The organism is Achromobacter sp. FW305-C-28, from assembly GCF_058783235.1.
Genome location: NZ_JBYSYL010000007.1, coordinates 46,215 through 72,612 on the forward strand (window position 1 = coordinate 46,215; position 26,398 = coordinate 72,612).

At 69.4% G+C, this 26,398-nt stretch carries 28 protein-coding genes; 14 read left to right on the plus strand and 14 right to left on the minus strand.

The features are described 5' to 3' along the window. Window positions 1-36: 36 nt before the first annotated feature. Window positions 37-1,266 (minus strand): MFS transporter, encoded by a 1,230-nt coding sequence (locus tag AC3WMR_RS18030; protein WP_492265600.1) that lies wholly within the window; start codon window positions 1,264-1,266, stop codon window positions 37-39. Window positions 1,267-1,416: 150 nt separating this feature from the next. On the opposite strand from AC3WMR_RS18030, the gene AC3WMR_RS18035 reads away from it, so the two are divergent. Next, window positions 1,417-1,866 (plus strand): winged helix-turn-helix transcriptional regulator, encoded by a 450-nt coding sequence (locus AC3WMR_RS18035; RefSeq protein ID WP_492265601.1) that lies wholly within the window; start codon window positions 1,417-1,419, stop codon window positions 1,864-1,866. A gap of 36 nt (window positions 1,867-1,902) precedes the next feature. On the opposite strand, the gene AC3WMR_RS18040 is transcribed toward AC3WMR_RS18035, so the two are convergent. From AC3WMR_RS18040 to AC3WMR_RS18055, 4 genes are all read right to left on the minus strand, one after another. Next, window positions 1,903-2,892 (minus strand): pyridoxamine 5'-phosphate oxidase family protein, encoded by a 990-nt coding sequence (locus tag AC3WMR_RS18040; RefSeq protein WP_492265602.1) that lies wholly within the window; start codon window positions 2,890-2,892, stop codon window positions 1,903-1,905. A 39-nt stretch (window positions 2,893-2,931) separates the two neighbouring features. After that, entirely contained in the window at window positions 2,932-3,561 is a 630-nt protein-coding gene (locus tag AC3WMR_RS18045) for a glutathione S-transferase family protein (protein ID WP_492265603.1), read from the minus strand. 109 nt (window positions 3,562-3,670) lie between these two features. Then, window positions 3,671-4,558, minus strand: coding sequence for a LysR family transcriptional regulator (locus AC3WMR_RS18050; protein ID WP_492265714.1), 888 nt, complete (start codon window positions 4,556-4,558; stop codon window positions 3,671-3,673). 51 nt (window positions 4,559-4,609) lie between these two features. After that, window positions 4,610-5,563 carry a LysR substrate-binding domain-containing protein gene (locus tag AC3WMR_RS18055; RefSeq protein ID WP_492265604.1) on the minus strand — a complete coding sequence of 318 codons (954 nt, stop codon included), beginning with the start codon at window positions 5,561-5,563 and terminating at the stop codon, window positions 4,610-4,612. Between the two features lie 101 nt (window positions 5,564-5,664). Between AC3WMR_RS18055 and AC3WMR_RS18060 the strand changes: the two genes are divergently transcribed. Continuing rightward, window positions 5,665-7,035, plus strand: coding sequence for an MFS transporter (locus AC3WMR_RS18060; protein ID WP_492265605.1), 1,371 nt, complete (start codon window positions 5,665-5,667; stop codon window positions 7,033-7,035). Here AC3WMR_RS18060 and AC3WMR_RS18065 read toward each other — a convergent pair. Beyond that, on the minus strand, window positions 7,032-7,925 hold the full coding sequence (locus AC3WMR_RS18065) for a LysR substrate-binding domain-containing protein (protein WP_492265606.1): 894 nt from the start codon (window positions 7,923-7,925) through the stop codon (window positions 7,032-7,034). The genes AC3WMR_RS18060 and AC3WMR_RS18065 overlap by 4 nt on opposite strands. Before the next feature lie 142 nt (window positions 7,926-8,067). Between AC3WMR_RS18065 and AC3WMR_RS18070 the strand changes: the two genes are divergently transcribed. Further along, window positions 8,068-8,727 (plus strand): flavodoxin family protein, encoded by a 660-nt coding sequence (locus AC3WMR_RS18070; protein WP_492265607.1) that lies wholly within the window; start codon window positions 8,068-8,070, stop codon window positions 8,725-8,727. On the opposite strand, the gene AC3WMR_RS18075 is transcribed toward AC3WMR_RS18070, so the two are convergent. The 8 genes from AC3WMR_RS18075 to AC3WMR_RS18110 all read right to left on the minus strand — a co-directional run bounded on the left by AC3WMR_RS18075 (window position 8,636) and on the right by AC3WMR_RS18110 (window position 16,696). Next, entirely contained in the window at window positions 8,636-9,658 is a 1,023-nt protein-coding gene (locus tag AC3WMR_RS18075) for an alpha/beta hydrolase family protein (RefSeq protein ID WP_492265608.1), read from the minus strand. The two genes, AC3WMR_RS18070 and AC3WMR_RS18075, sit on opposite strands and share 92 nt — an antisense overlap. An 87-nt stretch (window positions 9,659-9,745) precedes the next feature. After that, window positions 9,746-10,612 carry an AraC family transcriptional regulator gene (locus tag AC3WMR_RS18080; protein ID WP_492265609.1) on the minus strand — a complete coding sequence of 289 codons (867 nt, stop codon included), beginning with the start codon at window positions 10,610-10,612 and terminating at the stop codon, window positions 9,746-9,748. A 51-nt stretch (window positions 10,613-10,663) separates the two neighbouring features. Continuing rightward, window positions 10,664-11,623 carry a proline dehydrogenase family protein gene (locus AC3WMR_RS18085; RefSeq protein ID WP_492265610.1) on the minus strand — a complete coding sequence of 320 codons (960 nt, stop codon included), beginning with the start codon at window positions 11,621-11,623 and terminating at the stop codon, window positions 10,664-10,666. Between the two features lie 90 nt (window positions 11,624-11,713). Continuing rightward, on the minus strand, window positions 11,714-12,628 hold the full coding sequence (locus AC3WMR_RS18090; RefSeq protein ID WP_492265611.1) for a DMT family transporter: 915 nt from the start codon (window positions 12,626-12,628) through the stop codon (window positions 11,714-11,716). Between the two features lie 190 nt (window positions 12,629-12,818). Beyond that, window positions 12,819-14,066 (minus strand): D-amino acid dehydrogenase, encoded by a 1,248-nt coding sequence (locus AC3WMR_RS18095; RefSeq protein WP_492265612.1) that lies wholly within the window; start codon window positions 14,064-14,066, stop codon window positions 12,819-12,821. 181 nt (window positions 14,067-14,247) lie between these two features. Next, window positions 14,248-14,685, minus strand: a complete 438-nt coding sequence (locus tag AC3WMR_RS18100; protein ID WP_492265613.1) for an Rrf2 family transcriptional regulator — start codon at window positions 14,683-14,685, stop codon at window positions 14,248-14,250. 19 nt (window positions 14,686-14,704) lie between these two features. After that, on the minus strand, window positions 14,705-15,922 hold the full coding sequence (gene hmpA / locus AC3WMR_RS18105; protein WP_492265614.1) for an NO-inducible flavohemoprotein: 1,218 nt from the start codon (window positions 15,920-15,922) through the stop codon (window positions 14,705-14,707). Window positions 15,923-16,033: 111 nt separating this feature from the next. Then, a complete protein-coding gene (locus AC3WMR_RS18110) occupies window positions 16,034-16,696 on the minus strand; it encodes a 4'-phosphopantetheinyl transferase family protein (RefSeq protein ID WP_492265615.1) in 663 nt (220 codons plus the stop codon). Between the two features lie 113 nt (window positions 16,697-16,809). Here AC3WMR_RS18110 and AC3WMR_RS18115 point away from each other — a divergent pair, with 113 nt between their 5' ends. Genes AC3WMR_RS18115 through AC3WMR_RS18165 form a run of 11 tightly spaced genes read left to right on the plus strand, consistent with a single transcriptional unit; the run spans window position 16,810 to window position 26,375 of the window. Beyond that, window positions 16,810-17,547 (plus strand): beta-ketoacyl synthase chain length factor, encoded by a 738-nt coding sequence (locus AC3WMR_RS18115; RefSeq protein ID WP_492265616.1) that lies wholly within the window; start codon window positions 16,810-16,812, stop codon window positions 17,545-17,547. Then, window positions 17,523-18,422, plus strand: a complete 900-nt coding sequence (locus tag AC3WMR_RS18120; protein WP_492265617.1) for a lysophospholipid acyltransferase family protein — start codon at window positions 17,523-17,525, stop codon at window positions 18,420-18,422. The genes AC3WMR_RS18115 and AC3WMR_RS18120 overlap by 25 nt, the downstream gene beginning before the upstream one ends. A gap of 44 nt (window positions 18,423-18,466) precedes the next feature. Continuing rightward, window positions 18,467-18,727, plus strand: a complete 261-nt coding sequence (locus tag AC3WMR_RS18125; RefSeq protein WP_025135430.1) for a phosphopantetheine-binding protein — start codon at window positions 18,467-18,469, stop codon at window positions 18,725-18,727. A 16-nt stretch (window positions 18,728-18,743) separates the two neighbouring features. Beyond that, window positions 18,744-19,001 carry an acyl carrier protein gene (locus AC3WMR_RS18130; protein ID WP_025135429.1) on the plus strand — a complete coding sequence of 86 codons (258 nt, stop codon included), beginning with the start codon at window positions 18,744-18,746 and terminating at the stop codon, window positions 18,999-19,001. Beyond that, a complete protein-coding gene (locus tag AC3WMR_RS18135) occupies window positions 18,998-19,546 on the plus strand; it encodes a COG4648 family protein (RefSeq protein WP_492265618.1) in 549 nt (182 codons plus the stop codon). Before AC3WMR_RS18130 ends, AC3WMR_RS18135 begins: the two co-directional genes overlap by 4 nt. Before the next feature lie 3 nt (window positions 19,547-19,549). Beyond that, a complete protein-coding gene (locus tag AC3WMR_RS18140; protein ID WP_492265619.1) occupies window positions 19,550-21,238 on the plus strand; it encodes an ApeI family dehydratase in 1,689 nt (562 codons plus the stop codon). Next, on the plus strand, window positions 21,225-21,977 hold the full coding sequence (locus AC3WMR_RS18145; protein ID WP_492265620.1) for a glycosyltransferase family 2 protein: 753 nt from the start codon (window positions 21,225-21,227) through the stop codon (window positions 21,975-21,977). The genes AC3WMR_RS18140 and AC3WMR_RS18145 overlap by 14 nt, the downstream gene beginning before the upstream one ends. Further along, the gene (locus AC3WMR_RS18150; RefSeq protein ID WP_492265621.1) at window positions 21,974-22,897 is read left to right on the plus strand and encodes a lysophospholipid acyltransferase family protein; all 924 of its coding nucleotides are present in this window, start codon (window positions 21,974-21,976) and stop codon (window positions 22,895-22,897) included. Before AC3WMR_RS18145 ends, AC3WMR_RS18150 begins: the two co-directional genes overlap by 4 nt. Further along, window positions 22,890-23,339, plus strand: a complete 450-nt coding sequence (locus AC3WMR_RS18155) for an acyl-CoA thioesterase (protein ID WP_492265622.1) — start codon at window positions 22,890-22,892, stop codon at window positions 23,337-23,339. Before AC3WMR_RS18150 ends, AC3WMR_RS18155 begins: the two co-directional genes overlap by 8 nt. Next, a complete protein-coding gene (locus tag AC3WMR_RS18160) occupies window positions 23,336-24,064 on the plus strand; it encodes an outer membrane lipoprotein carrier protein LolA (RefSeq protein ID WP_492265623.1) in 729 nt (242 codons plus the stop codon). The genes AC3WMR_RS18155 and AC3WMR_RS18160 overlap by 4 nt, the downstream gene beginning before the upstream one ends. Continuing rightward, on the plus strand, window positions 24,048-26,375 hold the full coding sequence (locus AC3WMR_RS18165; RefSeq protein ID WP_492265624.1) for an MMPL family transporter: 2,328 nt from the start codon (window positions 24,048-24,050) through the stop codon (window positions 26,373-26,375). The genes AC3WMR_RS18160 and AC3WMR_RS18165 overlap by 17 nt, the downstream gene beginning before the upstream one ends. Window positions 26,376-26,398: the final 23 nt, after the last annotated feature.

Consider the following 26,398-nt stretch of genomic DNA (forward strand, 5'->3'; position numbering starts at 1 on the left):
GCACCGGCCGGCCCGCTCGCCGCATTCAAGCCCACTTCACCCGCGGGACGTCGCGCAGGCCGCCGGCAGGGCCGCCTTGCGCGGCAAGGTCACGGCCCAAAATACGGCGGCCACCAGGCCCAGTCCCGCACCCAGACCGCATACGCCCAGCCAGCCGGCATGCGCATAGACGTAGGTCGACGCAATCGACCCCAGGCCGCTGCCCACCGCATAGAACATCATGTAGCCGCCCACCAGCCGGCTGTGCGCCTGCGCGCCGATGCTGAAGATCATGGTCTGGTTGGTGACGTGCAAGGCCTGCGCGGCAATGTCCAGCAGCAGCACGCCCAGCGCCAGCGCCCACAGGCTCTGGTCCAGGAACGCAATGGGTATCCAGGCCAGGCACAGCAGCGCCAGCCCCGCCCCCGTGGTGCGCTGGCCCAGGCCACGGTCGGCCAGTCGGCCGGCGCGCGCCGCCACCAGCACACCGGCCACGCCCACCAGCCCGAAGGCGCCCACGGCGGTATGCGTCAGGGAATGCGGCGGCGCGCTCAGAGGCAGCACCAACGCCGTCCAGAAAGCGCTGAAGCTGGCGAACATCAGCAGTGCGATCACGCCGCGCACCTGCAGCACGCGCTCGGTCGCCAACAACGTGAACAGCGAGCGCAGCAGCGCGCCATAGCCCAGGCCGGCCGTCGCCAATTCACGGCGCGGCAGCCAGCGCGCCAGCACCAGCGCCAAGGCGGCGGCCAGCACGGCCGACACCAGGTACACGGCGCGCCACCCCCACAGGTCGGCAACGGCGCCGGCCAGCGTGCGCGCCAGCAGCAGGCCGATCACCACCCCACCCTGCGCCGCCCCGACCACCCGGCCACGTTCGGCCGGAGCGGCCAGGGCGGCCGACAGCGCCAGCAGGCCCTGCGTCATGGCCGTGCCGAGCAGGCCCAGCGCCAGCATGCCGGCCAGTAGCCAGGGGGAATTCGTCGCCCCGGCCACCGCCGCCAGCGCCAGCACCAGCAGGCCCAGTTGCCCGAGCATCAGGCGGCGCCGGTCCAGCAAGTCGCCCAACGGCACCACCAGCAGCAGCGCAAGCGCGCAGCCCACCTGCGTGGCGGTGACCACGATGCCCACCGCCCCTTCGTCCAGGCCGAATTCACGGCCCATGGCGTCCAGCAAGGGCTGGGCGTAATACACGTTGGCCACGCTCAGGGCACAGGCCACGGCCAGGAGCAGCACCAGGGCGGTGGGCAGGCGGGTGGCGGACGGGGGGTCGGATCGTTCTGGCATGTTGGCCTCAATTGGTTTCATAACAAAACCAGAATGCTAGGTCTTAAGGTTTTATAATGCAACTACAAATTCGCGATTTACGTTGACGTTCAACCGAAGGGCCGCACGCCCTTCCCCAATGCCGCATCGGCCGGCAAAGGTCCGCACGACATGGTCAAACGCACCAGCCTTGAAGGCGCCTGCTGTCCGGTGGCGCGCTCGCTCGACGCCATTGGCGACTGGTGGTCGCTGTTGATCGTGCGCGATGCGTTCGACGGCCTGCGCCGCTTTGGCGAATTCCAGAAAAGCCTGGGCGTGGCCAAGAACATCCTCAGCGATCGCCTGCGCACGCTGGCCGCGCACGGCATCCTGGCCACGGTGCCGGCCTCGGACGGCAGCGCCTACCAGGAATACGTGCTGACGGAAAAAGGCCAGGCACTGTTTCCCGTCATCGTCGGCCTGCGCCAATGGGGCGAAGACCACTACTACGGCCCCGCCGAAGCCCATTCCCAACTGATCGACCGCAAGCGCGGCCAGCCCGTCAAGCGGCTGGAAATCCGCGCCCAGGATGGGCGTTTGCTGGGGCCGGACGACACGCTGGTGCAGAAGGTCGACAGCTGATTGCCTGGATGCAATGCGGGCGCAATGCACACTCGGCTAAGCCGCTGCCGTGCCCGGCCAATGTCCCGTCGCCAGGGCCGTCGGCGAATAGCTGTTGAAACGCCAGCGCAGGGCCAATGCCCCGGGGCGCGCGCGCACCCGCTGCACATGCACCCGCCACAGGCGCTCCGCGCCTTCGAAGGCAGCGATCTCCGGGCTGTCCAGCACCACCTCGGCGCGGCCCGACAACTGCAGCACGTCGCCGCGTTCGAAGTCGATGAACAGCAGGCCGGCGCGCGGATTGATCACCAGGTTGCCCAGCGTATTGAAGAAGCGGTTGCCGGAGAAATCCGGAATCGTCAGCGTATTGCCATCGACCCGCACAAAGCCCGGCTTGCCGCCGCGATGGGACACATCGACGCGGCGTCTGGCGTCGTCGGTGTCGGCATAGCTGGTCACGAACAGGGTGTCGGCTTGCGCGATGAGCGCGCGGTCGGCCTCGTTCAATGCCGCACGCTCATGCCCCGCGCCGGGAAAGCGCAGCGCGGGCGAACGCGAGAAGTAGAATTCGCGCGCCTGGATGTATTGCGGGCAGTTGCCGAAGGACTCGCCCACCGAAATATCGAAGCGCTTGCCGTCCCAGGCACGGATCTGTCCGTTCATGCGGTTGCGGCGGCGCGAGTGCAGTTCGATACCCAGCAAGGCGATGGCCTGCCCTTCCCCCAGGCCTTCGGACAGCGGATCATCGGCGTCGGGCACGGCCGCCACGCGCAGCGTCGTCGGGTCCGGCGAGCGCAGAAAGCCAGGTTCTCCTTCCAGCACGCCGGCCCACGGATCGCCCTGCGCATCGACCGCACCGGCCACCACGAAGGGCAACTGCTCGAAGAAGGTCCGGTGCTGGTCGGGCATGTAGTCGCGAATCACCTTGGCGCCGACTTGCGCCATGCGCTCGGCCATGCCGATGTGGGCCTGCAATTGGCGTTCGCCGGCATGCCAGGGCGCGGCGGGGGCCGGGTCTGTGACAGTGGCGTTGGCGTTGGCGGTCATGGTGGGTTCCTTGGCGGTATCAGGCGCTTGGCCGCGGTATCAGGCTGCCAGCAGCCCGACGGGCGTGGTCACCATCGGCACGAAACCCGGCAAGGCCTCGATCCGCGCCAGCCACGCGCGCACCTGCGGATACGCCGCCAGCGACACATTGCCTTCGGGTGCATGCGCCACATAGGCATAGCAGGCGACATCGGCAATGGTGGGCGCGGCGCCCGCCAGGTAGCCAGTGGCGGCCAGTTCGTGTTCCATCACGGCCAGCAGCGCGTGGGCCCGCGTCAGCGTGGCCGGCACGTCATAGGGCGCGCCAAACACGGTGACCAGGCGCGCCGCGGCCGGGCCGCCGGCCAACGGACCGGACGCCGCCGACAGCCAGCGCTGCACCGCGGCCGCGCCCACGGCGTCTTCGGGCAGCCAGGCCTGGCCGTTGTAGCGCTTGCACAGGTACACCAGGATGGCGGTCGAATCCGCCACCACCACGCCGTCGTCGTCGATGACCGGCACCTGGCCGAACGCATTCAGCGTCAGGAAGTCAGGCTGCTTCTGCGCGCCGCTGCGCAAGTCCACCTCGACCACGCGGTGCGGCACCTGCAACAGGGACAGCATCAGCGCAACGCGGTGGGCGTGGCCAGACAGGGGAAAGCTGTAGAACGTCAGGGAAGCGGAGGACATGGCGCAATCTCAAGAATGGAAACAGGCTTCCATCTTGAACCGGCCCGGCCCGCCAGAGAACCGCCAGCGGGCGCAAGACACTATTGCGAAAAAAAGTCGGTATCGGCAATCACCCCGGCAGCGCCGCCAGGTCTCGCCGCAACGCGTCGACGCAGAAATCGACGAAGCTGCGGACCTTGGCCGAACTTTTTCGGCCTTCGGGGTAGACGACGTGCACCGGTATCGGCGGCAGTTCGTAGTCGCGCAGCACCACTTGCAGCGCGCCGCTGGCCAGGTGGTGGGCCACTTGATAGGACACCACCTGCGTCAGGCCCCAGTCTTCGCAGGCTGCCTTGATCGCCCCCTGGAACGAGGTGACCGTCAGTTGCGAGGCCATCGGCAGGCGCCGCGGCTGGCCGTCCTGCAGGAAACGCCACTGCGGCCCGCGGCCTTCCATGGCGGCCGTGATGGTGCAGAACTGCGCCAGCGCGTCGGGCGTGTCCGGCGCGCCGAAACGCTGCAGGAACGCGGGCGAGGCGCACACCACGCGCCGCACGTGACCCACCGAGATGGCGGTCAGCGACGAGTCGGGCAGCGCGCCGATGCGCACGGCTACGTCCACGCCTTCATCCAGCAGGTTCACCACGCGGTCCACCAGCAAGGCGCGCACCGAGACCTCGCGATGTTCGCGCAGGTAGCCCAGCACGGCAGGCATGACGTGCAGCTCCCCAAACAAGGATGGCGCGGTGATGTGCAACGACCCGCGCGGCGCGGCCATGGCGCCGGCGGCCGCGTCGTCGGCCTGGTCGACGTCTTCGAGAATGCGGCGGCAGTCCTGGGCGTAGCGCTCGCCGGCTTCGGTCAGGCGCAGGCTGCGGGTGGTGCGCACCAGCAGCAGCGCGCCCAGCCGGCGTTCCAGCGCGGAAACGCTGCGGGTGACGGCGGGGGCCGACATGGCCAGGCGGCGGGCGGCGGCGGCAAAGCTGCGGGCTTCGGCCACGGCCAGGAACACGCTCATTTCGTGGAATCGGTTCAAGGCGTCGTGCCTCCGTGATGGCGTAGCGGCTCGTCAGGCCGAGAGGGGCCGTGGCTGGACGGCGGACGAGACATTGCTGGCCGACAGGTACGGCGTGGCGGGCAAGGCGGCGACGCTGTCGCGCACGCATTGGCGCACGATGTCTGCCAGGGCCGCGGCGACGGGGCCGGGTTGACGCTGAGCGCCGTACAGCGACAGCGTGAGGCTGGGCAACGGCGGCAGGCCCAGCTCACCCGGTGCCAGTACCCGCAGGCCGGCAGGCAGGCCAAGCGGCGTGCGCACCATCAGCCCCAGGCCGGCGCTGACCGCCGCCCACAGGCCCGCCAGGCTGGGGCTGATGAAGGCCGACGTCCAGGCGATGCCGGCGCGGTCCAGCGCGTCGGTGGCGCGGCTGCGAAAAAGGCACGGCGCCTCGAAAGCCACCAGGGGCAAGGCGCTGCCGGCGCCGGCCCAGGCCAGGCGGGACGCGCCCGGCCCGATCCAGCACATCGGCAGTTCCGCCAACCGCGTTGCGTGCGGCGGCGACGCATCGACATCCCACGCCAACGCCAGGTCCAGCTCGCCCGCGGCGATACGTTCGAGCAGGTCGGCATTGCGCGCCACGCGCGCTTCGATGCGGACCTGCGGGTGCGCGCGCGCAAACTGGCCCAGTACCTGCGGCAGCAGGATTTCACCGAAGTCCTCTTGCAGACCCAGGCGCACCTGGCCCTGCAACTGCGCGCCGCGCACCGCCACGGCGGCCTGGTCGTTCAATTCGAGTAGCCGGCGCGCGTAGGCCAGCATGGTCTCGCCCGCGTCGGTCAGCGCCAGGCCTCGGCCGGCCTTGCGCAGCAGCGGCACCCCGGCCTGGTCTTCCAGCTTTTTCAACTGCGCGCTGACGGCGGACGTGGATCGCCCAAGCCGGTCGGCCGCGCGGCCGAAGCTGCCCAATTCGACGCCGGCCACGAAGCTGCGCAGCACGTCCAGGTCAAAAGTGATCGATCGCATGATCGTCCTGTTTTTCAAAACTTTCAGTTAAATATTTCCTGATTTTCAGAACCATCTTACGAGCGCAGACTGAGACGCGTCAATCGTGCCTGGAACACGCCATGTCTCTGTCCACCTTGTCCGCCTCGGCCACCCTGCCGGTCTCGCTCCCCCTTCGCCCGCCCCATCGCTGGAAAGTGTTGGCGGTGGGCGTGGCCGCCAATGCGGCGTTTTCGGCCGCCGCGGCCGGGCTGCCCGCCACGGCCGTCTTCATGCGCTCGGGCTACCGCCTGGACAACGACCAGTTGGGCCTGGTGCTCGGCCTGATGGGCCTGGGCGTAGCGCTGTTCGAACTGCCTTGGGGCATGCTGGCCGACCGCTGGGGCGACCGGCCCGTGCTGCTGGGCGGCCTGGGCGCCACGGCGGCGGCGCTGGCCTGGATGAGCGTGTTTGCCGCCCCCGCGCACGGCGTCGCGCCGGCTTTGTGGCTGCTGGCGCTGGGCCTGCTGCTGGTGGGCGTGATGGGCGGCAGCGTCAACGGCGCCAGCGGCCGCGCGGTGATGGCGTGGTTCGACGAGGGCGAGCGCGGCCTGGCCATGAGCATCCGCCAGACCGCCGTGCCGCTGGGCGGGGGGCTGGGCGCGCTGGTGCTGCCGTGGCTGGCGTCACAGATCGGCTTTGCGGCGGTGTTCGGGCTGCTGGGCGGGCTGTGCGCGGGGGCTGCGCTGTTGACGCTGGGATGGTTGCGCGAACCGGATCGGGCGTCGGTCAAACCGGCTCGCGCCGCGATTGCTGGCCGTGGGCTGAACGGTGTTTCCCCTGCTGGCGCGCCCCCCGCCCAAGCCACATCGTCCAACGCGCCCCCTGCCACGCACCCGGCGCCATCCAGCCCGCTGCGCGATGCTCGCGTCTGGCGGGCCGCGCTGGCCATCGGCCTGCTGTGCAGCCCGCAATTCGCGGTGCTGACGTTCGCCACGGTATTCCTGCACGACTACAGCGGCGCGGGCATCGCCACGCTGACCGCGGTGATGGTGGCGGTGCAGGTAGGCGCGATGGTGGCGCGCATCGCCAGCGGCCGCTGGACCGACCGCCGCGGCAACCGCCGCGCCTACCTGCGCGGCTGCGTCTGGCTGGGTTTCGCGTTGTTCGCCGCGTTGGCCGGCGTCGCGTGGGCCGTGCGTGACACGGCCACCGATCCCGCCGCAGTCGCGGCGGTGGCCGTGCTGCTGGCGGTGGCGGGCATCTGCGTATCGGCCTGGCATGGCGTGGCCTATACCGAACTGGCCACGCTGGCCGGCGCACAGCGCGCCGGCACCGCGCTGGGTCTGGCCAATACCTGCGTCTATCTAGGGCTGTTCCTGACGCCGCTGGTGTTGCCGCACCTGGTGGCGGCGTCGTCCTGGTCGCTGGCGTGGGGAGTGGCGGGCGGGTTGATGCTGGCGGCGCTGCCGTTGCTGCCGCGAACGGCGCGAGATCTGCCGCCTGAACCTTAGCCCTTGAACTCCTGCCGCAACCAGGCCAGGAATGCCTTGACCGGCGGATGCCGTTCCCGCCCCGGTGCGCACAGCGCGGTGTAGGCAGCGCCCGGCACGCTGACCTGGGGCCGCAGCGGCACCAGCGTGCCGGCCTTGACGCTGTCGGACACCATCACCGAGCTGGCCAGCACCAGCCCCTGCCCCGCAATGGCGGCCTGCAACGCGTAGTGCTCTTCCTCATAGGCGTGCACCACGGCCGGCCTGCGCCACGCCGGCAGCCCGGCCGCCGCGCACCATTGCTGCCAACCTTCTTCATACAACGCGGAATCACGCCAGCGTACGGTCACCAGCGCGGGCCGGGTCCGGCCTGCGCGCTGCGCCTGCGCCACCACTGCCGGCGCGCCATAGACGCCAAACCATTCCTGCAATGCGCAGGCCGCGTGCAGCGCCGGATAGCGCCGGCTGCTGTAGCGGATCGCCACGTCGACGCTGGCGTCCTGCAACAGGTCGATGGTGTCGGCCTGCGCCAGCAGGCGCAATTGGTACTGCGGATAGGCCTGGTAGAAGCGCCCCAGCCGCGGCACCAGCCACAGGGCCGCGAAGGAATGCGTGGTGGACAGCGTCAGCGCCCCCGCCGCACTGGCTGGGCGCAGCGCGTCGAGCGTCTGCGCGATATCGAGCAAAGCGCCGTGCGCGCTGGCGAACAGGCGTGCGCCGCTGTCGGTCAGGCGCACGCCCTGCGGCACCCGGTCGAACAGCGCCACCCCCGCGTGGCGTTCCAGCGCCTTGATCTGGTGCGACACCGCCGTGGGCGTGACAGACAGCTCGGCCGCGGCCAGCTTGAAGCTGCGCAGCCGCGCGGCGGCTTCGAACGTGCGCAGCGCCGTGACGGGCAATGAGGCGAACATGAGGGGGTCCTTGTGGATGAATTCAATTCATCGTAGGCGAGAAATGCTCGTTTGTCGCGGCCCGGGCAGGTGCCTACAGTGGGGATACGGCTGGGGTGGCCTTGCCGGCCTGCCCGCCTTTCCTTCATTCGAGGCACTGAACATGAATTCAAATCATCATTTGAAGTTATTGATCCTGGCAGGGAGCCCGCGCCGGGACGGCAACAGCGCCGCCCTGGGTGCCGCCGCCCAACGCGGCGCACAAGCGGCGGGCACGTCAGCCACGTTGCTGTTCCTGGACGACTACATCAAGGGCTTTCTGCCCGACCTGCGCCACGCGTCGGCGCCCGATGACCGCTATGCCGAGCTGTTCCTGGAACACTACCTGCCTGCCGACGGCGTGTTGTTCTGCACGCCGCTGTATTGGTATGGCATGTCGGCCCAGACCAAGGCGTTCTTTGACCGCTCGTTCACGCACTATGCCGGCACGGGTCCGGAGCCCGGGCGGATCAAAGCAGCCATGGCCGGCAAGCGCCTGGGCCTGGCGGTGGCGTCGGAAGAAACCTATCCCGGCGCGATGCTGGGCGTGGTGCACCAGTTGCAGGAATTTGCCCGCTACACGCATGCGGACTTCGTCGGCTGCGTGCACGGGTCGGGCAACACCCGCGGCGAGATCGCGGCAGACCCGCGCCACCCGCTGCTGGCCGCCCAGACCCTGGGCGCCGAGTTCTTCACGCGGAAATACTCGGACTACCGGCTAGAGACGCCACGCAGTCGCAACGTATGGGCGTCGCCCCCGCCAGCCGACGCTCGCCCCGCATGAGCCAGCCCAACGCGATGGGCCAGAGCGTATCGCGGAAACGTTCGTGGAAGAAGGCGAAATGGCCAATGGCCTCCAGCCCCAGCGAGGCGGGCGCCAGCCGCAGATGGGTGCGCGCGCTGCCCGTGAAATAACCCAGCAACCGGCCGATGGCGGCTTCGGTGCCGAATTCGTCGTCGGTCACGCTCAACGCCAGGATGGGCGCCGTGATCGCCGCCATCGCGGCCACCCGGCGTGCGCCTGCTGGCCCGCCGCGCGTCTCGAAACGCGGGCCCATGAAGCTCCAGTCCCGCACCACGCCGCGTGGCGTGTCTTCCAGCCAGCCCAGCCGGCGTCCCGGGAAGTAGCCCAGGCCAGCAGCCAGCAGCGGCATGGCCACGTGCCATTTGGCCAGCATGCGCAGGCGATGCCCTGCGGCGTAATCGCGCCAGTAGGCGTATTGCGCGCCCATGGTGAAGATGCGGCGCAAGCCCTGCGCGGACGGCGCCAGGCCCGTGACGAAGCCGCCGATGCTGTGCGCCACCACGTCCACGGGCTGGCCTGGAAAATGCGCCGCGACAAAGCGCAGCACCGCTTCGAAGTCCTGCTCGCCCCAGTCCATCCACGAGGCCTGGAACCCCCGCAGGGAATCGGGACGCGACTCGCCGATGCCGCGATAGTCGTAGGTGACGACGTCGAAGCCGTGCTGGTACAGGTAGGCGGCGAAGCGGGCGTAGTAGCGGCAGCGCACGGAAGTGGCCGCGTTGATGACGACGACGGGCCGTCGGGCTGCCCCAGGTTCAGCGTCATCAGGCCGATTCCCATCAGGCCGGATGGCGTCGAACCAGGCCGCCTCTGGATCGGCGCCGCTCGCGGCCGCATCCGCATGGCGCCACACATAGCCCCCCAGCGCCACCCCATCCGCGGCACGCAAGGTGATGCGTTGAGCTTCCATTTTCACATTCCTTTTTATCAATCGATAAAGCAAAGAAACCCATCGAATGACTCGATTAAAGCCGTGCAAAACACCTGCTTCAACCGATTATTCGTTGCTCATCACATGATTTACAGGAATGTCTGAAGCCCCCATGGCGCGGGCGGCCGACCGGTTCATCACCCCGGGCGGACTGCCGTAGACCTGCTTGAATACCCGCGTCAGATGGGCCTGGTCCGCGAACCCGACCGCCGCCGCGGCCTGCGCCAAGGGCAAGCCACCGCGCAGCAGCGCACGGGCGCGCGCCACCCGCCAGTTGCGCAGCCATGCCTGCGGCGGCAGACCATAGCGCCGCGCAAACTGCTTGACCAGCGTGCTGCGGTGCTTGCCTTCGGCCTGCGCCAGCGCCTGCAGGTCCGGCGCGCAGGCCGGATCGGACCGCATGCGCTCGAACAGCAGCGCGCAGACATCCGGTTCGGTCGAACCCGTTGCCCCGCCCCCGTCCGTCCCCTCGCTGGACGGCTGCCCATGCGCGGCCAGCAAGGCGAACAACGCTGCCGACAAGCGGCCGCGGCGCACGGCGTCGCCGGTTTCGTCCGGCGCCAGCGCCGCCAGCCATTGATCGCACAGCGCCGCGTCGCGGATGACCGGCCCCGGCAACGCCAGGCCGTTCTCACGCAACGCCCATGCATGATCCCGAAACCAGGCTGGCTCGATATACGCCATGCGATACGCCAGCAAGCCCGCCGAGGTGCCGCCGGTATGCACCTGCCCGGGCGCGATCACCACCAGGTCGCCCTCGCCCGCCTCGAAGGCAGCACCGCGCACGGTGAAGGTACAGCGCCCCTGGGCGATGGCGCCGATGGACCAGGCGTCGTGAAAGTGGGCGTCGAAACGGTAGGCGCGCAGGTCGGCAATCAGCACGTCGCCGGGCAGGCCCGCGCCGCAATGCCAGATATGTTGGGAAACCGCCATCGAAAGACCGCCAGCAAAAAACAGGGCACGCCACCGCGAGGATGACGGCGGCTAGCCGAAATAGTCGGCATCCGACGCCAGCGAGCGCGCCAGCAGCCAGGCATTGCGGGGATTTTCGCCCACCCGGCGGATGGCGTAGGGCCACCAGTCGGCGCCGAACGGCAGATACACCCTGACGTTATAGCCCAGCCGACGCAGCGTCAGCTGCCAGTCGGGCCGCACACCGTAGAGCATCTCGAATTCAAAGGCATCGGGCGCCCAGCCGCGCTCGCGGGCCAGCGCCATGATGGCGCCGGCCAGGCGGTCGTCGTGGGTGCCGAACACCGGCAGACAGCCGGCCTCGCGCGCAGCGGGCGACAACATGATGGACGCGGCGTCCAGATAGGCGTGGTCGATGCCCGCGCGGCCCGCGTGGTCCAGCGCGCGCTCCGGAAAGGCCCCCTTCACCAGCCGCAGCGAGGTGCGCTGGCCGATCGCCCAGGCCAGGTCTTCGGGGGTGCGGCGGCGTCGCGCCTGCAAGGTCAGGCCGATGGGCAGGCCTGCCGCCAGCAGCGTGCGGTGCAGCGCGCAGGTACGGTCACGGATGGCCGAGTCTTCCATGTCCAGCACCACCCAATCGCGGCCGCCGGCCGCCGCCTGGCGCGCGCTGTCGGCGATGCGCCGCGCGTTGCCCGCCCCCAGCGCGTCGTCGCGCATGTAGCCAATGGCGGTGGGGTCGATGGAGACGTGCACATCCAGCCCCGCCTGGCCCAGGGCCGTTGCCGCCTCGATCGCCTGGCGCACGTTGTGCTCGATGGCGGCCGGGTCGGCCACGTATTCACCCAGGTAGAACAGCGACGCGCGGATGCCGTGCGCCTCGCGCAGCCGGACGGCGGTGCGCACCGCCTGGGCGATGTCGGCGCCGCCGACGAAGCGCCGCGCCAGCGAGGTCCGGGCGGCCAGGCCGCGCATGGCCCGGCCGATGCCCGGGCTGCGCGCCAGCGTGATGGCGGTTTTCTGGAATAGGCTCATGGGCGCTCCGTGCGAAAAGCGCCACTATGGAAGGGCCGCGCGGGCCTGTCTTGAACAGGAGTGAATCCCGCGCGGCGTGCACCGATTGCGTCAGACCTTGCCGGCGGCCAGCCCCGCCGCCCGGCCGCGGCCGAACAAGGGGCGCTGCACCGTCTGCGCCAGCAACACCCCGGCCAGCGTCACCGCCCCGCCCAGCAGGTGATAGCCGTGCAGTTGTTCGCGCAGCAGCACGAAGGCAGCCAGCGCGGTAAACAGCGGCAGCAAGTTGATGAAGATGCTGCAGCGGTTGGGCCCCAGGCGATGCACGCCTTCGATCCACAGGAACGACAGCAGCACCGACGAGAAAATGCCGGCATACAGGATCAGCGGAATCGTCTTCGTGTCCAGCGCGGCCTGCGCCGCGGGCACCTGCAAATACAGCGGCAGCATGTACAACAGCGCAAAGATCGACTGCACGAAAGTGGACTGCCACGCCGGCACCGGCACCTTCCAGTGGCGCAGCAGCACGCCATACAGCGCATAGGAGAACGCCGCCAGCAGCATCAGGCCGTCGCCCACGTGGATGCCGTGCTGGAACACGCTGAGCATGTCGCCCTGCCCCACCAGGTACAGCAGCCCCAGGAACGACAGCGCGCCCCCGGCCGCCATGCCCAGCGTCAGCGGATCACGCAGGATCACCACGCTGAGCAGCATGCTCAGCAGCGGAATCAGCGCGGTCAGGATCGCCATGTTGGTGGCGGTGGTGGTTTCGGCGGCGCGGTACGACAGCGCCTGGAACAGGGCCGACGACAGCGCACCGTACAGCGCCAGCTTGGGCCAGTGGCGCAGGATGGTCTTGCGGTTGCGCCAGGCGGGTACGGCCGTGAAGAGACTCATGATCGCCAGCGCCAGGATCAGCCGATAGAAGGTGATGGCAGTGGGCGAGATGGCGCTGGCGGCCATCTTGGACACGATGACATTGCCCGCCCAGAACAGGATGGCGAACAATGGAAACAGGTAGGACATGATGGGTTCACTCGCAGGAGGGGAATCGGCACATCCGCGGCCAGGCAAGCGCCCGGCCAGCAGATGACCGCCATCCTATTGAGCGCCCGCGCGCCCGTCTGCCGATGAACTGGCACAGACTATCTTGAAATGGACATTTTTCCAGCCCCGCCGTCACGAGGCGGCAACGCCAGCCTGGATCGCGCCGCGGTCAGGGCCGGAACATGGCCTCGTCCAGCGGCGCCTGCAATCCCGCCATGCGCGCCGTCAGCAGCGCCGCGCTGCCGCAGGCCAGCGTGAAGCCCAGCGCGCCCTGGCCGATGTTCAGCCACAGGTTGTCCGCGGCCGGGCTGCGGCCGATCAGCGGCTTGCCCGTGGGGGTGGCCGGACGCAGGCCGGCCCAGGGAATGGCCTGCCCCAGGTCCAGCGCCGGAAAGGCTTCGGCCACCTGGCGCTTGAGCAGCGCGATGCGCACGGGGTCGATGTCGGCGTTGCCGCTGCCGATGTCGACCATGGCGGCAATGCGCAACACCCCGCCGACGCGGGCGTAGACGATGCGGCGTTCGTAGTCGGTGACGCTGATGCGCGGCGCCACGGTGTCGTCGTCCGCCAGCGGCACGGTCAGGCTGTAGCCCTTCAGAGGATACAAGGGCACGTCGTGCCCCAGCGGCCGCAACAGGTCGCGCGTGCCGATGCCCGTGGCCAGCACGATGGCATCGGCGCCGATGTCGCCGTCGCGGGAGTGCACGGCCACGATGCGGCGGCCTTCCCGCTGCAAACCCGACACCGGGTTCGACATGGCGCACTGCACATTGGCCAGGCCTTGCAGCCGGTCGAACAGGGCCTGCGTGAACTGGCGGCAATCGCCGGCTTCTTCGCTGGGGGTGTAGATAGCGCCTGCCAGGCTGGCGCCCATGCCGGCCAACGCGGGTTCGCGCGCCAACGTCTGGGCCGCGTCCAGCACCTGCTGATCGGACCCGTGGGCGGCCTGGTAGGCCACCAGCGCGCGCGCCTTGTCCAGCAGGGCCGCGCTGCGGTAGGCGATCAGCTTGCCGTTCTTGAGATGGCCGAATTCCAGGTTTTCCTGGTCCAGCAGGGTGTGCATGGCGTCGCGGCTCAGATACGACAGCGCCAGCAGTTGCGCGGTGGAATCGCGCGCCACCGACGCGCGGCAGGCCAGCGCGAATTGCAGGCTCCAGCGCCATTGGTGAGGGTCCAGCCGTGGCCGAAAACGCAGCGGCGAATCGTTGCGCAGCAACCAGCCGGGCACACTGGGCAGCACCCCTGGCCCGGCCAGCGGCGCCACGTAGCTGTAGCTGAGCTGGCCGCCGTTGGCATAGCTGGAGACCTCGGCCGGGTGCGCATGCGCATCCACCAGCACCACGTCATGCCCCTGGCGCGCCAGGAAATAGGCCGACGTCACGCCCACCACCCCGGCCCCGATTACGCACACGCGCATACCTGCATCCAAATAAAAGATTGGCAACCTTTCTATTCTGGCGGGTGAGACGAACGGTAGCAAATCACCAGGCCCGGGGTAGCCATAACCCAGGCTCATGGGCCCGGCGGGCGCGCCCCGACCCGAGCGACTGACCCCACGCGGACAACAAAGCCGGCCGTCCGCCGCGACGGGCGCAGGCCTACGCCGCCCGATGCAGCTTGATGATGGCCGCGGCCGTCGGGTCGCGCACCAGGTCGGCCAGGGTATGGCCATTGAGGGCGTCATAGAAAGCCTGCAGCGTCTGCGCCAGCACGCCCGCCAGGCGGCAGGCGCCGTCCAGCGCACAGGGCGGCTCGCGGCAGTCGATCAGGGGTCCCTGCTGTTCCAGTTCGCGCACCAGGTCGCCCAGCCGGTACTGCCCGGGCGGATGCGCCAGCGTCAGGCCGCCGCCCTTGCCGCGCGACGTGCTGACCCAGCCGCGTTGCGACATGAAGTGCACCACCTTGACCAGGTGGTTGCGCGACACGTCAAAGCGCGCAGCGATCTCCGGAATGGTGACCGCCGCGGGCCGGTCGCGGCATTGCGTCAGGTACATCAGGACGCGCAGGCCGAAGTCGGTGAATCGGGTCAGTTGCATGGGCGCCAGGATACACCGGTCAGGCGGGTGCGCCGCCGCTGCCGAAGGCCTCGGCGTGGATCCGGTCCGCCGCCACCCCCAACGCCAGCAGCGTCTCGCGCTGGGCCCGCATGAAGCCGGCCGGGCCGCACAGGTAGTAATCGGCGTCCGGCACGATGGCCTGGTCGCGGATGGCGTGCAGGTCGACGCGGCCGGCATGGTCGTAATCGCGCCCCGGCTGGTCGCCGCTGGCGACTTCCTCGTAGAACACCGCCTTGCGCACGTTGCCGCGCGCGGCGGCCACTGCGTTCACGTGGTCTTTCATGGCATGCGCGGCGCCATTGCGGCAGCCGTGCACGAAACGGATCTGGCGCGGGTCGTCGGAAGACACCAGGTGGTTCAGCATCGACACCATGGGCGTCAGGCCCACCCCGCCGCTGACCAGCACCACCGGCGCGGCGTTGTCTGCGCGCAGGTGAAAATCCCCCTGCGGCGGCGCCACGTCCAGCACGCCGCCTTCCTGCAGGCGGTCATGCAGCGCGTTGGAGACGCGGCCGGCAGGCGTCTCTGCGCCCGCGGGTTCGCGCTTGACGGAAATGCGCAGGCGGTCCTGCCCCGGCGCGTCCGACAGGCTGTATTGGCGCGGCTGCATCAGGCCCAGTTCGGGCACGAAGATGCGCACCGACACATATTGGCCGGGGCGGTAGTCGGGCACCGCGCCGCCGTCGGCCGGCGCCAGGTAGAACGAGGTGATGTCCGCGCTTTCGGGCTGCTTGCCCACCACGCGGAAGGCGCGCCAGCCGGTCCAGCCGCCCGGCTTGGCCGCCGACTCCGCATACAGCCGAGCCTCTTCGGCGATCAGCATGTCGGCCAGCTGGCCATAGGCGGCAGCCCAGGCGTCCACCAGTTCATCGGTGGCGGCTTCGCCCAGCACCTCGCCGATGGACGCCAGCAGGTGGCGGCCCACGATCGGGTAATGCTCGGGCCGGATGCCCAGGCTGACGTGCTTGTGCACGATGCGCGTCACCACCGGCGCCAGCACCGACGGGTCGTCGATGTGCTCGGCATAGGCGGCCACCGCGCCCGCCAGCGCCTGCTGCTGCTCGCCGCCCGCCTGGTGCCCCTGATTGAAGACATGCTTGAGTTCGGGATTGCCGTCAAACATGCGGGCGTAGAAATGGCGGGTCAACGCCACCCCATGGGTCTTCAGGACGGGGGCCGTGGCCTTGACCAGGGCGCGGATCTGCGGGCTCAACATCGACTGCTCCTTGCGCTGCGGATGGCGCCGGCGGGGTTGCCGGGCATCCGGTTTTAAAGATGCATTAATAATACATGTTTAAATGCGCACGGCAAAACCACCTGATGCGTGTCAGCCCGCACCGCCCTCCCATTGGCCCAGTTGCCGCAGCGGCGGCAGCTCGCAGCCGGCCGCCGTGCGCCAGTCGATACCCGGGTCCGGTTCGCCCGCGGCGATCTGCCAGACGGCTGCCGCAACCCAATCGTCGCCCAGTTGCCAGACCGCCGCCCGCCAGCGCCCGGGCGGCGGGCACAGCGCCGGGCGGCCCGAAAGCTGGGGCGCCAGGCCGACCGAGGCCATGTCTGCCGGAAAATCCAGCCCGGCAGCTTTGATGAAGGCTTCTTTCAGGGTCCAGAGCAGGTAGAAGCGCGTCTGCCGCAACGGCATGGCGGTGTCCTGCAGCCAGGCGCGTTCGGTATCGCTGCACACCCAGCCGGCCAGGGCGTCGAGATCGCGTGGCCGCAGGCGTTCCAGGTCGGCGCCGACGGCCCGGCCGGCCGGCGCCTGCGCACACAGGGCGTGGCCGCCACTGTGGCTCAGCGATAGCGCGTGGGGCCCGGCGCTGGCAGCGCGCACCTCTTGCAGCAGCGCGCGGCTGACGCGCCAGTCAAGCCAGGCCTTGGCCGAGCGGATGGCTGGGGCGCGGCGAGTGTCGTCGGCGGATAGCTGCTCAGGCCGGTATTGATGGGCGGCGCTTTGGCTGGCCCACCACAAGGCAAGTTCCCGATTACTCACGCCATTTGGTAACAAATTGATATTTCAAAATGACAAATACGTGCCGTTAACACGATCTTGGTAACGTCTAAAAACAATTCACCTATTTACGATCATAGTAATATCGCGCGCTTATGCTGACCTTCTCAATCGCGCAGTGGCAGGGTTGGACATCGGGTATTGAAGACGCGAGCAGCTGGAAGCATTGGGCTGAACATCCTTATTGTCCCGTTGGCGAAACCTGCCCGCCCCGCCTGGAATTCCTGCCTTCGATGCAGCGCCGTCGCCTGACCCCGATGGCGCGCTCGGTGTTCGAATGCGCCTGGCCGGTGGCTGATGGTCACGCCCCCATGCCGCTGGTATTTGCCTCGCGCCACGGCGAAACCACTCGCAATTTCGGCTTGCTGCAATCCCTGGCTGCCGGCGAACCGCTGTCGCCAACCGCTTTCGGCCTGTCGGTGCACAACGCCATCGCCGGACAGTGGTCAATCATACGCCGCGAAACCACCGAATCCGTGGCCCTGTCGGTCGAAGACGACGGATTGGAACACGCTTTCCTGGAAGCCGGGCTCCTGCTGGCCGAGGGCCACGCCGACGTGCTCGTGGTGCTGGCCGAAGAACGCCCTCCCGTTCCGTATGCGCCCTGGATCGACGACGTGCCCTTCTCGTACGCGGCGGCCTTCCGCCTGCGCGCCGGCACCGATTGGCGTCTCGAAGCGGCCACGCGCCCGGCCTTGTCCGACAAGTCCGGCGCCGGTGCGTCGCAGCCCTGGCCCAATACCCTGAACCTGCTGCGCCATCTGGCGCTGCACACCCCCACCTGGCGGCACGCTAACCGCGCCCGCCAATGGCTCTGGACCCGTTCGGCATGACGCCCTCGCCGCTTTCCCCCGCTCCCGCCGTCGCACGCCAGGACTTCTGGCTCTGGCGCCTGATCGCCACCGGCATGGCCTTCACGATGTTCGGCCTGGGCGGACTGCTGCTGCGCCTGGTGGTGTTCCCGCCGCAGCGCCTGATCCCCGGCAATGCCGCCGACCGCCAGCGCCGCGCGCGCTGGGCCCTGAACGGCACATTCCGCTTCTTCATCCGCTTCATGGTGCGGGTGGGCATCCTGACGGTCGAATTCAAGGGCGCCGAACGCCTGGGCAAGCCGGGCCAGATGATCCTGGCCAATCACCCGTCGCTGCTCGACGTGGTGTTTCTGGTGGGCCATGTCAAGAATGCCAACTGCATCGTCAAGCACGGCCTGGCAACCAACGCGTTCACGCGCGGCCCCATCAGCAACGCCGGCTACATCACCAACGATGAAAGCTTCGACATGTTCGACCGCGCGGCCGACGTACTGCGCAACGGCGAAACCCTGATCGTCTTCCCCGAAGGCACCCGCACGCCGCCCGACCGCCTGCCGCAGTTTCACCGCGGCGCCTGCGCCATCGCGCTGCGCGGCGCCCGCGTGGTGACGCCGGTGGTCATCCGCATGAATCCGCGCAGCCTGACCAAGGGCGAACCCTGGTATCGCATCCCGCCGTGCCGCATGCGCTATGTCATTCAGGTTGGCGAAGACATTGATCCGGCAACATGGTCCAATGCGCACCCGCTGCCCATCGCCGGACGCAAGATGAACGACTACCTGCACGCCTATTTCGAAGTCGAACTGACGCGTGATGCGTCCAGCGGCATCGCGGGGCCTGACTCAACGCCGGCAGTCGTCTGCCCGGCCGCCAAGACCGATAACGAACACGCCTGATAACGAACAAGCGCGAACCGCGCCGCAAGTGGAGTGCAAGCTGGATGAATCAACTGGAAACCGAGCTCAAGACGCTCGTCATTGAATCCCTGGGCCTGGAAGACATCACGCCCGACGACATCGACCGCGAGGCCCATCTGTTCGGCGACGGCCTCGGGCTGGATTCCGTCGACGCGCTGGAATTGGGCCTGGCGCTGCAAAAGCGCTACGGCATCACCATCGACCCCGAAACGCGCAACATGCGCGAGCACTTCGCCAGTATTGCCAACCTGGCCGAATTCGTCGCGGCCCAGCGCCGCAACTAAGGCATTGGAGTTGACTATGCACACCCGCGACGAAATCTTCGACACGCTGCGCGACGCGCTCAGCGAACTGTTCGAGATCGAGCCCGAGCGCATCACGCCAGAGGCCAACCTGTACACCGACCTGGAAATCGACAGCATCGATGCCATCGACCTGATCGACCACGTGCGCCGCCAGACGGGCCGCAAGCTCGACGCCAACGACTTCCGCAGCGTGCGCACGGTCGAAGACGTGGTGCAGGCCATCTGCAAGAAGCAGCAGGACGCCGCCGCATGATGCGAGGCGCGGCACCCGCCCTGGCTGTAGCCGGTCTGGCCTACCCCTTCGTCGTGCATGCGACGCTGGGGCGGGTGGACGCGGCCTGGCTGGCGCTGCCGCTGGCCCTGCTGTGGCTGGCGCGCGCCCTGACGCGCGGCGCCGACACGCCCGGCGGGCGCCTCTTGCCGCTGGCCGCCGTGGCGTTCTGCCTGGTGCTGGCGCTATCGAATTCGCAAGCCTGGCTGCGCTGGTATCCGGTGATGATCAACGCCATGCTGCTGGCCGTGTTCGGCGCCAGCCTGCGCCGGGGCCGGCCGGTGATCGAACGCCTGGCGCGGCTGCGCCACCCCAATCTGCCCGAGGCCGGCGTGCGCTACACGCGCAAGGTCACGCAGGTCTGGTGCGGTTTCTTCACCCTCAACGGTGCCATCGCGGCCGCCCTGGCCGCCTGGGGGCCCTGGACGTGGTGGACGGCCTACAACGGCGCCATCAGCTATGCGCTGATGGGCCTGTTGCTGGGCGGCGAATGGATGTTGCGGCCCGCCGCGGCAAAGGCGGTTTGAGCGGTGGCCTGGATTCCCCTGACGCATCTGCTGCTGCCCGCCGACAACGCGCCAGTCGCCGACGGCCCACCCCTGTCGCGCGCCGCATTCGCCGCGCAATGCCTGACGGTGGCCGGTGCGCTGCAGGCCCGCGCTATCGGCCGCGCCGCGCTCTGGTTCGATGACGCGGCCGAGCTGGCCACCGCCTTGTATGCCTGCTGGCGCGCCGGCATCACCGCCGTGCTGCCCGGCGATGCACGGCCCGCCACCTGCACGCTGCTCGACGCCAGTGTCGACGCCTGGTTGACCGACACCGATCTGCCGCCCACCGCCCGCCCGGCCTGGCACCTGCACACGCTGCAAGACGCGCCGCCCCTGCCGCCCGCCGCGCTGGACCCGGCGCAGGCCTTGGTGCTGTGCACGTCCGGTTCCAGCGGCACGCCCAAGCACCTCCTGAAAAGCTGGGGCCAACTGGCGCGCGAAGTCGACGCCCTGCAACGCCAGTGGCCCGAAGCCATCGGCCCGGTGCTGGGCAGCGTGTCGGCGCAGCACATGTATGGCCTGCCATTTCGCGTGCTGTGGCCCCTGTGCGCCGGCCGACTTATCGACCGCCGCCAGCGCCACTACCCCGAAGACCTGCAACAGGCCAGCCTGAGCCACGCGGCGTTCACCTGGATCGCCAGCCCGGCGCTACTGCGCCGGCTGGGTGACCGGCTGGACTGGGCCCAGTTGCGCGGCCGCCTGGGTCGCATCTATTCGTCGGGCGGCGCGTTGCCCGCCGACGTCTCCGACGCCATCGAGCAGCAGCTGGGCCTGCGTCCCACCGAGATCTACGGCAGCTCGGAAACCGGCGCCGTGGCCTGGCGCAGCGGCGCCGCCCCGTGGCAGCCGCTGCCCGGCGTGGCGATCAGCCTGGATGCCCAAGGCGCGCTGCGCGTGGCGTCACCCTGGGTCGAGGCCGCCGACGAACAGACCGCCGACGGCGCGGACCTCACCGCTGGCGGCTTTCAGCTGCTGGGGCGCCTGGACCGTATCGTCAAGATCGAAGAAAAACGTATCGCGCTGCCCATGATCGAACAGGCGCTGGCGCACCACCCCTTCGTGGCCGAGGCCCGCGTCGGCCGGCCCACGGACGCGCTGCGCCTGACGGCCCTGGTGGCGCTGTCCGCAGCCGGCCTGCACGCGCTGCGCAACCAGGGACGCCGCGCCGTGGTCGACGCGCTGCGCCTGCACCTGGCGGCAAACGTCGATTCGCTGGCAATACCCCGCAGTTGGCGGCTGCTGCGCCAACTGCCCTGGAATGCGCAGGGCAAGATGCCGCAGGCGGATTTCGATGCCGCGGCGGGCGAGCGCCCGCTGCATCCCATGGCCGACAGCCACCCCGCCGACAGCGCCGACGAACGCCGCTACCGCGTCGAGATTCCCTGCGACCTGGCCTACTTCAGCGGGCACTTCCCGACCGCCCCCGTGGTGCCCGGCGTGGCGCAGATCACCTGGGCCCTGTCGCTGACGCAGCGCGACCTGCAACCCAGGCTGCGTTTCGCCGGCATGGAAGCCCTGAAATTCCAGCGCTTGCTGCGCCCCGGCGACGTCGCCGAACTCGCCCTGCGCTGGGATGCCGGCAAGCAGAAGCTGTATTTCGCCTACACGCTGGACGGCGCCCCCTGCTCGTCAGGCCGCGTGCTGCACGGAAGCTGCCATGACGCCGCATAAGCTCTGCGCGGTCATCCCCGTGTACAACCATGGCGCCACCGTGGCCGCCGTGCACGCGCAACTGGCAGCGCTGGGCCTGCCTTGCGTGCTGGTGGACGACGGCTCGGCGCCTGATTGCGCCGCGGTGCTGGACGCCCTGGCAACCGGGCCGGACACGCACCTGGTGCGCCGTCCAGAGAACGGCGGCAAGGGCGCCGCCGTACAAGACGGCCTGCGCGCAGCGCGCCGCCTGGGCTACAGCCACGCACTGCAGGTCGACGCCGACGGCCAGCATGCCCTGACAGACACCGCCGCCTTCGCGCAGGCCTCGCGCAACCAGCCGCAAGCCGTCATCTGCGGCGCCCCGGTGTATGGCGACGATGTGCCGCGCAGCCGCCTGTACGGCCGCTGGCTGACCCGCGTGTGGGTCTGGATCAATACCCTGTCGCTCGATATTCCCGACGCCATGTGCGGTTTCCGCGTCTATCCGCTGGACGCCGTGCTGCAGGTCATCGACGGCGCGCAGGTCGGCCGGCGCATGGACTTCGACATCGCCATCCTGGTGCGGCTGCATTGGCGCGGCCTGCCCATGGCCTGGCTGCCCACGCGCGTGGTCTACCCCGAAGACGGGGTGTCGCATTTCAAGGCGCTGCGCGACAACGTCCTGATCAGCCGCATGCACGCCCGCCTGTTCTTCGGCATGCTGGCGCGCTCGCCCGCGCTGCTGCTTCGCCGGCTGGCCAAAGGCGTACGCACATGACGGCCGCCGATCCCCACTGGGCTGACCAATCCGAACGCGGCAGCCCCCTGCTGATGCGCCTGACAGCCTGGGCCGCGCGCAACATCGGCCGCCGCGCCGTGGCGCCGGTGGTGTGGCTGGTGGTGCTGTATTTCTATGCGTTCGGTCCGCGCGCGCGCCGCGCCATCACCGCCTACCAGCGCCGGCTGGCCGCGGCCGGCGGCCTGGCCACGCCGCTGCCCCGGCCCTTGCCCGTCTACCGTCAATACCTGGCATTTGCCCAGGCGCTGCTGGACAAGCTGGACGTATGGCAGGGCAAGATCACGCTGGCCGACCTGGACATCATCGACCCCGACGCCCTGCATGCGCAGATGGGCGTGGGGCGCGGCCAGATCCTGGTGGGTTCGCACCTGGGCAATCTTGAGGTGTGCCGCGCACTGGCCGAAAAATCCGGCCTGCTCAAACTGAACGTGCTGGTGCACACCAAGCACGCCGTGCATTTCGGCCGGCTGCTCGACGAAGCCGGCGGCGGCCTGCGCATGATCCAGGTCAGCGAACTGGATGCGGGCGTCATGCTCGACCTGGCCCAGCGCCTGGATCGCGGCGAATGGCTGGCCATTGCCGGCGATCGCGTGCCGTTGGCCGGCGACCGCACGACCCAGGTCGACCTGCTGGGCAGCGCCGCGCTGCTGCCGCAGGGCCCCTGGCTGCTGGCCGGCCTGCTGCGCTGCCCGGTCAATCTGTTGTTCTGCACCCGCCACGGCGCGCGCTACCGCGTGGCCATGGAACGCTTGAGCGACGGCATCGAATGGACGCGCGCCACGCGCCAGCCGCAGATCGCGTACTGGACGCAGCGTTACGCCGACCGCCTGGGCGCACACTGCCGCCAGGCGCCGCTGCAATGGTTCAACTTCTACCCTTTCTGGAAAGACGATGCGTAAACGCGGCGCCCTGGGCGCGCAAGTCGAGATCCGGGTGCCTTTCTACGACGTCGATTCGATCAACGTCGTCTGGCACGGCCATTACGTCAAATACCTGGAAGAAGCCCGCTGCGAACTGCTCGACAGCCTGGGCTATGGCTATGACGCCATGCGCGCCAGCGGCTACGTGTGGCCGGTCATCGACCTGCAGCTGCGCTACGCCCACGCCGCCCAGTTCGGCCAGCGTCTGGTGGTGCGCGCCGAGCTGGTCGAATGGGAAAACCGCTTGAAGATCAACTATCTCATCTGCGAAACCACGACCGGCCAGCGCCTGACCCGGGCCAGCTCCGTGCAGGTGGCCGTCTGCATGCAGACCCGCGAGATGCAGCTGGCCTCGCCTGCCGCCCTGGTGGATGCGGTGCGGCGCAAACTTGAAAGCAATGCCTCGGAGCACGCCGCATGAATCGCTACCCGAACGCGCTGCCGCATCACGGGCTGAACCGCCAGCCGAACCGTTTGTCGACCGGGCTGCCGGATCGCTTGTGGCCGCGGGGGTTGCCGAATTGGCTACCCAAACTGCCCGGCCGCATCGTGCAGCGCTTGCTGCTGTGCGTCGCGCTGGCCATGCTGCCCTGGGCCGCCCACGCCTTCACACTGGATGATCTGCAGCAGCAACTGCGCGCCACCCCCATCGTGCGCGGCCATTTCGTGCAGCAGAAATTCCTGCGCTCGCTGCCCCAGCCGCTGACCAGCCGCGGCGACTTCACCCTGGCCAACGGCCGCGGGCTGCTGTGGCTGCTGCGCAGCCCCATCGCGCAGGACTTGCGCATCAGCGCCGACGGCATCGCGCGCCGCGGCCCCGACGGCGCCTGGCAGGCGTTGCCGCAGCATACCGGCGCCGGTCGTGAAAACCGCCTGTTCCTGTCAGTGCTGGCTGGCGACACCAGCGGCCTGCGCGAGAACTTCGACCTGACGCTCACCGGCGACGCCAACGCCTGGCAGCTGATGCTGCTGCCGCGCTCGGTGCTGCTGCGCCAGATATTCGAGAATATCCAGATCAACGGCGGCAAGCTGGTCGACCGCATCGAACTGCGTGAAGTGCAAGGCGACCGCAGCGTGCTGCAGATGACCGACGCCGTGGCGGCCGATGCGCTGACGCCCGAGGAGCAACGTGCCTTCGGCCTTTGAACGCTGGCTGCCGCGGCTGTTCAAGCTGGGGCTGTTGCTGCTGCTGTGCCTGGGCGCATGGCAGTGCCGCAACGGCTGGCCCGTGTCCGCCAACCTGATGGAACTGGTGCCGCAGGCGCAGGCCGACGCCACCCGTCAACTGGCCGAAGCCCGCATCCAGGAACCCCTCAGCCGCCAACTGGTGGCGCTGGTGGCGGCCCCTGCGGGCGGCGACAGCGCTGCCCCGGCACGACTGCTGGCCCAGCGCTGGCAGCAAAGCGGCCTGTTCGAATCCGCGATGGTCGACGTCGACGTGGACCTGCCCGAACTGCGTACGATCCTGCTGGCCAACCGCCTGGCCCTGCTGTCCGCCGCGCAGCGCCTGCAGTTGCTGCAAGACACCCCTGCCTTTGCCCAACGCCGCGCGCGCGAACTGGTCGACCCCTTTGCGTCGTCCAGCGCCGTGCCGGTCAACCAGGACCTGCTCGGCCTGACCCGGCTGGGCGAACAGGCGCTGCGCCCGGGCGGCGCGGTGCAGTATGACGTAGCCACCGGCACGCTGCTGGCCGAGCATGCCGGCCGCGCCTGGGTGCTGGTACGCGCCACCACGCGCGAAGACGCCTTCGACAGCAATGCCCCCGCGCGCATCGCCGCGCAGATCGCGCAAGACCGCCAGGCGCTGGCCGCCACCGGCGCCGACCTGCTGGTGGCCGGCGGCGCGCTGTACGCCGCGGCCGGGCGCGCCCAGGCCGTGGCCGAAAGCAGCTGGATCGGCGGCATTGCGGTTGCCGGCATCGTGCTGGTGCTGCTGCTGGCGCTGCGCCGCTGGCAGGCGCTGCTGGCGCTGGCGCCCGTGGTCGTCGGCCTGATCTCCGGCACGGTGGCCTGCGTGGCCGTGTTCGGTTCGATCCACGTGCTGACCCTGGTGATCGGCGCCAGCCTGATCGGCGTGGCGGTCGATTTTCCGATGCACTGGCTGGGCAAGAGCTACGGTATGCCCGACTGGCGCGCCTGGCCCGCGCTGCACCGCGTGCTGCCGGGCCTGACCATCAGCCTGGCGGCCAGCCTGGTGGGCTACGTCGCACTGGCGTTCACGCCCTTTCCCGCCCTGACCCAGACCGCGGTGTTTTCCGCCGCCGGCTTGCTGGGCGCCTATGCCTGCACCGTATGCCAACTGCCCGCCTGGCTGCGCAACTTCCGCCCCCGCCCGTGGCCGCCGCTGCTGCGGGTGGCGCAGGCGGCACTGGCCGCACGCGAACGCCTGGCCGGCCGCCGCGGCGTGCTGTGGGCCGGCGCCCTGCTGCTGGCCGCCACCACCGCCGGCGGCATCGGCCGCCTGAACATCCAGGACGACTTGCGCCAATGGCTTGCCCTGCCCGCGCCGCTGTTGCAGCAGGCGCGCCAGATCGGCGAAATCACCGGTTTCATGCCCACCAGCCAGTTCTTCCTGGTGCGCGCCCAAGACCCGGACGAACTGCTGCGCCGGCAAGCGCAGATCGCGCGGCAACTGGATACGCTGGTCGCTGCCGGCGGCCTGCAGGCCTACAACGCCCTCAGCCAGCGCGTGGCGCCCATGGCCGACCAGCAGGCCGCCGCGGCTGCGCTGAACCGGCTGGCCGACCAGCCCCAGGCCTGGCAACCGCTGACCGACATCGGCGTGCCGTTCGACGTCATCCGACAGGAACTTCAATCGCTGGCGGCCCTGCCGCCCGTCACGCTGGACGCTGCCATGCAGGGCCAGGTCGGTGAACGCTGGCGCCCGCTGTGGCTGGGCCAGCGGGATAGCGAAGCCGCCGGCATGGTCACGCTGCTGGGGCTGCGCGACCCGGCGGCCCTGGCCGCCATCGCCCAATCCACGCCCGGCGTCACGCTGGTGGACCGCAGTGGCGAGCTGAACCGCATGTTCACCGCCACCCGCATCGAGGCAGCCGAACTCAAGCTGCTGTCGTACGCCGTAGCGGCGCTGCTGCTGTGCCTGACGTTGGGCCGCGCGGCCGCCTGGCGCATTCTCACCGTGCCGCTGGCCGCCACCGCGTGCAGCCTGGCCGCGCTGGGCTACCTGGGCCAGCCGCTCACGCTGTTCAGCCTGTTCGGGCTGCTGCTGGTGTCGGCCATCGGCGTGGACTACGCCATCTTCATGTACGAGCGGGTCGCCGGTGCGGCGGCCAGCCTGGTGGGCATCGTCCTGGGCGCCCTGACCACCTTGCTGTCGTTCGGCCTGCTGGCCGTCAGCAGCACCCCCGCCATCGCCAACTTCGGCATGGCGGTGGCGCTGGGCGTGGGCTTTTCGCTGCTGTGGGCGCCATGGGTGCGGCCCGTGGCCAAGGCCTGACACCGTCATTCTTTCTAACGTCT

Bases quoted from the DNA above. Each gene is read 5' to 3' on its own strand.
- AC3WMR_RS18045 (WP_492265603.1), bottom strand. From the start codon at position 3,561: ATGTCCTCCGCTTCCCTGACGTTCTACAGCTTTCCCCTGTCTGGCCAC.
- AC3WMR_RS18155 (WP_492265622.1), top strand. From the start codon at position 22,890: ATGCGTAAACGCGGCGCCCTGGGCGCGCAAGTCGAGATCCGGGTGCCT.
- AC3WMR_RS18100 (WP_492265613.1), bottom strand. From the start codon at position 14,685: ATGCAACTGACCCGATTCACCGACTTCGGCCTGCGCGTCCTGATGTAC.
- AC3WMR_RS18120 (WP_492265617.1), top strand. From the start codon at position 17,523: ATGGCTCTGGACCCGTTCGGCATGACGCCCTCGCCGCTTTCCCCCGCT.
- hmpA (WP_492265614.1), bottom strand. From the start codon at position 15,922: ATGTTGAGCCCGCAGATCCGCGCCCTGGTCAAGGCCACGGCCCCCGTC.
- AC3WMR_RS18115 (WP_492265616.1), top strand. From the start codon at position 16,810: ATGCTGACCTTCTCAATCGCGCAGTGGCAGGGTTGGACATCGGGTATT.
- AC3WMR_RS18135 (WP_492265618.1), top strand. From the start codon at position 18,998: ATGATGCGAGGCGCGGCACCCGCCCTGGCTGTAGCCGGTCTGGCCTAC.
- AC3WMR_RS18050 (WP_492265714.1), bottom strand. From the start codon at position 4,558: ATGAGCGTGTTCCTGGCCGTGGCCGAAGCCCGCAGCTTTGCCGCCGCC.
- AC3WMR_RS18030 (WP_492265600.1), bottom strand. From the start codon at position 1,266: ATGCCAGAACGATCCGACCCCCCGTCCGCCACCCGCCTGCCCACCGCC.
- AC3WMR_RS18130 (WP_025135429.1), top strand. From the start codon at position 18,744: ATGCACACCCGCGACGAAATCTTCGACACGCTGCGCGACGCGCTCAGC.
- AC3WMR_RS18095 (WP_492265612.1), bottom strand. From the start codon at position 14,066: ATGCGCGTGTGCGTAATCGGGGCCGGGGTGGTGGGCGTGACGTCGGCC.
- AC3WMR_RS18125 (WP_025135430.1), top strand. From the start codon at position 18,467: ATGAATCAACTGGAAACCGAGCTCAAGACGCTCGTCATTGAATCCCTG.
- AC3WMR_RS18090 (WP_492265611.1), bottom strand. From the start codon at position 12,628: ATGTCCTACCTGTTTCCATTGTTCGCCATCCTGTTCTGGGCGGGCAAT.
- AC3WMR_RS18070 (WP_492265607.1), top strand. From the start codon at position 8,068: ATGAATTCAAATCATCATTTGAAGTTATTGATCCTGGCAGGGAGCCCG.
- AC3WMR_RS18145 (WP_492265620.1), top strand. From the start codon at position 21,225: ATGACGCCGCATAAGCTCTGCGCGGTCATCCCCGTGTACAACCATGGC.
- AC3WMR_RS18085 (WP_492265610.1), bottom strand. From the start codon at position 11,623: ATGAGCCTATTCCAGAAAACCGCCATCACGCTGGCGCGCAGCCCGGGC.
- AC3WMR_RS18060 (WP_492265605.1), top strand. From the start codon at position 5,665: ATGTCTCTGTCCACCTTGTCCGCCTCGGCCACCCTGCCGGTCTCGCTC.
- AC3WMR_RS18065 (WP_492265606.1), bottom strand. From the start codon at position 7,925: ATGTTCGCCTCATTGCCCGTCACGGCGCTGCGCACGTTCGAAGCCGCC.
- AC3WMR_RS18160 (WP_492265623.1), top strand. From the start codon at position 23,336: ATGAATCGCTACCCGAACGCGCTGCCGCATCACGGGCTGAACCGCCAG.
- AC3WMR_RS18150 (WP_492265621.1), top strand. From the start codon at position 21,974: ATGACGGCCGCCGATCCCCACTGGGCTGACCAATCCGAACGCGGCAGC.
- AC3WMR_RS18040 (WP_492265602.1), bottom strand. From the start codon at position 2,892: ATGACCGCCAACGCCAACGCCACTGTCACAGACCCGGCCCCCGCCGCG.
- AC3WMR_RS18075 (WP_492265608.1), bottom strand. From the start codon at position 9,658: ATGGAAGCTCAACGCATCACCTTGCGTGCCGCGGATGGGGTGGCGCTG.
- AC3WMR_RS18055 (WP_492265604.1), bottom strand. From the start codon at position 5,563: ATGCGATCGATCACTTTTGACCTGGACGTGCTGCGCAGCTTCGTGGCC.
- AC3WMR_RS18080 (WP_492265609.1), bottom strand. From the start codon at position 10,612: ATGGCGGTTTCCCAACATATCTGGCATTGCGGCGCGGGCCTGCCCGGC.
- AC3WMR_RS18035 (WP_492265601.1), top strand. From the start codon at position 1,417: ATGGTCAAACGCACCAGCCTTGAAGGCGCCTGCTGTCCGGTGGCGCGC.